The sequence below is a fragment of the Clostridium sp. CTA-19 genome, assembly GCF_054767855.1.
Window position 1 is genome coordinate 1 of record NZ_BAAABH010000070.1, and the last position, 2721, is coordinate 2721.

General features: G+C 25.4%; 2 protein-coding genes and 1 tRNA gene. 2 read left to right on the forward strand and 1 reads right to left on the reverse strand.

The features are described 5' to 3' along the window. Positions 1 to 43: 43 nt before the first annotated feature. A tRNA-Lys gene (locus ACYUE0_RS17550) sits at positions 44 to 119 on the forward strand. Positions 120 to 245: 126 nt separating this feature from the next. Next, positions 246 to 1334 carry a mechanosensitive ion channel family protein gene (locus tag ACYUE0_RS17555; protein WP_460271917.1) on the forward strand — a complete coding sequence of 363 codons (1089 nt, stop codon included), beginning with the start codon at positions 246 to 248 and terminating at the stop codon, positions 1332 to 1334. A 52-nt stretch (positions 1335 to 1386) separates the two neighbouring features. Here ACYUE0_RS17555 and ACYUE0_RS17560 read toward each other — a convergent pair whose 3' ends face one another. Next, positions 1387 to 2124 carry a hypothetical protein gene (locus ACYUE0_RS17560; protein ID WP_460271919.1) on the reverse strand — a complete coding sequence of 246 codons (738 nt, stop codon included), beginning with the start codon at positions 2122 to 2124 and terminating at the stop codon, positions 1387 to 1389. Between the last annotated feature and the right edge of the window lie 597 nt (positions 2125 to 2721).

Here is a 2721-nt window from a genome sequence, read left to right on the forward strand (position 1 = left end):
ACGGGTGACTGTGTGGGAGGGTAGGTTGTTGCCAGGTAAGTATGGTTCACTAGCTCAGTCGGTAGAGCACATGACTTTTAATCATGGTGTCCGGGGTTCGATTCCCCGGTGAGCCACCAAATCGTAGTATTTATACTACGATTTTTTTTTATATAAATTTAAAAATAAAGGTTTATATAAAATAAAATGAAGTGTTATAATAGATATAAAAATTAAACGGTATTTATCTTATGAAAGGAGAATGTATGTTATCTTTATTAAATAATGCAGAAAAAATAGGACCAAATACAATAGGTCAAGAGATGTATATTGTATGGATTAAGCTAGCTCTAGCAATTGGAGCATTTTTATTAATACTATTTTTAAAAAATGTGTTAGTAAAGTACATAATAAAAGGCATAAATAAAATTTTATTAAAATTAGAGATTAAAAATAACTTTAACATAATAGAAGCTATAGAAAATCCTATAAAAAATTTCTTGTTATTATTAGGTGTATACGTAATAATACTAACAGTTTTTGATATATTTAATATAAATTCACTTATATTAAATAGGGCATTTAATAGTTGTGTTTTAGTACTAATAGCGCAATCGCTTATAAATATAGTTGAGAAACCACCGGAAATATTTAATAAGTTTCAAGACAGTGATGGAAAATTAGACAAAATAGCATATTCTTTTATAGCAAAATTTATAAAAGTAGCTATTATAGTTGTAGTTGTACTTACTGTTGCACAAGAATGGGGAATGCCTGTAAAAGGACTTATAGCAAGTGCAGGAATTGGAGGAGCGGTTATAGCGTTAGCTTCTAAAGATACTGCAGCAAATATATTTGCGGGTATAAGTATAATATTTGATAGATCTTTTTCCATTGGAGATTGGATACAATGTGGTAATGTTGAAGGGGAAGTAGAGGATATATCTATAAGGAGTACTAAAATAAGAACATCAGATAAGGTTTTAATAACAATACCGAATTCTACTTTAGCTAATGCATCTATATTAAATTTCACTAAGCGTGATATAAGAAAAATAAGTTTTGTCTTAGGTGTAACTTATGATACACCTAAAGAAAAGATGCAATTATGTATAAATAGAATACAAGATATGTTATTAAAAGAAAGTGATGTAAACAAAGATGGGATATTAGTTTATTTTGATAGCTATAATAATAGCAGTTTAGATATAGTTATAGCATATTATACTAATAAAACAAGTTTAAATGAATACATGAAAGTAAAAAATGATGTGAATTTTAAAATCTTAGATATATTAGAAAGTGAAAAGATAGATGTGGCATTTCCAACAACAAGCGTTTATATTGAAAAATAAACAAAAAACTATGGTTTAAAACCATAGTTTTTTTATTATATTAGTAGTAATTTTATTCTATATAAGGAACTGATTTTTCAAGAGAAGAATATATGCTCTTTACACCCTTAAACCAAGATTCATCTTCAGAATATTTTTGGTTAAGCCAACGAAAAGGATCTTCATCTTCAGGTCTGTTTAATGATAAGTTTACAACTGTTCTTGAAACAATTTGTGAAGCATCCTCAATATCAGTATTGTAATTTTGCCAGCTATTAAATATATTAAATGGATTATTAGCTATTGTAGTGCAATGAGGATTATTTTTCGGAACAAAGCCTTGTTCCTGACCTGTAATAGCAAATAATAGTAATGGGTTTAAATTAAAATTTTTAGCTGTATCCATAATAGTAGAAAAATAAGGTTCTTCAACTAATATAGAATTTTTTTGAGCCAAATATTGTTTTAAAGCGTTTGTATTCACCTTTTTATATTTAAAATCTTCATGTAGATGATTGGTAATATTTTTTTTTGCAATTTCTTCATTATGCATATATATATTTTTATATTTTTCATTACTCATATTTAGTTTAATAGAGTAAAATTCAGGACTGCTATATTTATCATAATAAGAAACAGTATTATCTTCTTTAAAAGATAAAAAAGCATCATCTTTAAATGCCGGTATATTACCATTATAAAAAATAGCTACATTAAATATTTTAATAAAAATGAAACAAGCAAATGCAAAAAAATAAGTCATTACAAGGTTAATGATTAAACCTTTATTTTTATAAATTTTTATTTTCATTCATATATCACCATACTATAAAATTTTATGACAAGAGTTAGTTTAACCTAAAATTATAAACTTATTCATACTATAAAATTTCGCAAACTATAAGTTATATTTGTTATAAAATTTTGTTAATTTTTAGATGAATAAGTAAAATATAAAGTTTCAAATATATATTTAATATAAACTTAACCAAGTGTATCATTAGTAGAAAAATAAAGAAAAATAGAGAAAAAAGTAGAAAAATGTAACTAATTAATTAAAAATGTACAATTAAGCAAAATTTAATTTAATATAGTTATATATAATAAATCTTGTCGCTGAGGCAAACAAGTAAGTAACTCAAGCGGTAAGGCTTTAAACTTTAAAAGACACTTAAAGAATTTAAAAAAAGTTTTTAAAAAAGTGTTGACAAAAAAGTTAAAAGCTAGTAAAATAGTAAAAGTCGTCAGGTAATGACGAATTGGTCTTTGAAAATTAAACAGATAAATATAGGTAAAACCAGTTAATTCATTTGAGAATCTATTTTGTAGAGGCTCACATCGGAAGATGTAAAAAATTGACTATTATAGTCAGCAAATTGCTTGAAGCAGTTCAAACTTTTAAATTGAG